The organism is Clostridium boliviensis (assembly GCF_033342255.1).
Lineage (GTDB): Bacteria > Bacillota > Clostridia > Lachnospirales > Lachnospiraceae > Lacrimispora > Lacrimispora boliviensis.
In genome coordinates, this window is the sequence record NZ_JAWONS010000045.1 from 1 (window position 1) to 1349 (window position 1349).

General features: G+C 53.2%; 1 pseudogene. It reads right to left on the reverse strand.

The annotated features are described in order from the left end of the window. Positions 1-618 (reverse strand): annotated as a pseudogene (locus RZO55_RS26070) (AadA family aminoglycoside 3''-O-nucleotidyltransferase); the annotation flags it as partial. Positions 619-1349 lie beyond the last annotated feature (731 nt).

A 1349-nucleotide genomic window follows, 5' to 3' on the forward strand; every position in this document is an offset into this window, starting at 1 on the left:
CATCTTTCGGCGCAATTTTGCCGGTCACCGCGCTATACCAAATACGGCTCAGGGTCAGCACCACGTTGCGTTCATCACCCGCCCAATCCGGCGGGCTGTTCCACAGGGTCAGGGTTTCGTTCAGCGCTTCAAACAGGTCCTGTTCCGGCACCGGATCAAACAGTTCTTCCGCTGCCGGACCAACCAGCGCCACGCTATGTTCACGCGCTTTGGTCAGCAGAATGGCCAGATCGATATCAATGGTCGCCGGTTCAAAAATGCCGGCCAGAATATCGTTACGCTGCCATTCGCCAAACTGCAGCTCACGTTTCGCGGATAACGCCACGGAATAATGTCATCATGCACCACGATGGTCACTTCCACCGCACGCAGAATTTCGCTTTCACCCGGGCTCGCGCTGGTTTCCAGCAGATCGTTAATCAGCGCACGACGGGTGGTTTCATCCAGACGCACGGTCACGGTCACCAGCAGATCAATATCGCTATGCGGTTTCAGGCCGCCATCCACCGCGCTGCCATACAGATGCACGGCCAGCAGGGTCGGTTCCAGATGACGTTCAATCACGCCCACCACTTCAGACAGCTGGGTGCTCACTTCCGCAATCACCGCTTCACGCATAATGTTCAGTTTGGTTTTCGGACGGCTGCCCTGCTGGGTCACATCGTTGCTGCTCCACAGCATCAGGCAACGGCCCACCGCATAACGCGCCTGCTGTTTGCTCGCACGCGGCATGCTCTGCACGCCAAAAAAGCAATCATAGCACGCCATAAACACCGCCACCGCACCATTACCGCCGCTACGTTCGGTCAGGGTACGGCTCCAATTACGGCTACGCATACTCTTCCTTTTTCAATATTATTGAAGCATTTATCAGGGTTATTGTCTCATGAGCGGATACATATTTGAATGTATTTAGAAAAATAAACAAATAGGGGTTCCGCGCACATTTCCCCGAAAAGTGCCACCTAAATTGTAAGCGTTAATATTTTGTTAAAATTCGCGTTAAATTTTTGTTAAATCAGCTCATTTTTTAACCAATAGGCCGAAATCGGCAAAATCCCTTATAAATCAAAAGAATAGACCGAGATAGGGTTGAGTGGCCGCTACAGGGCGCTCCCATTCGCCATTCAGGCTGCGCAACTGTTGGGAAGGGCGTTTCGGTGCGGGCCTCTTCGCTATTACGCCAGCTGGCGAAAGGGGGATGTGCTGCAAGGCGATTAAGTTGGGTAACGCCAGGGTTTTCCCAGTCACGACGTTGTAAAACGACGGCCAGTGAGCGCGACGTAATACGACTCACTATAGGGCGAATTGAGTGAAGGCCGTCAAGGCCTAGGCGCGCCGGATCCCCC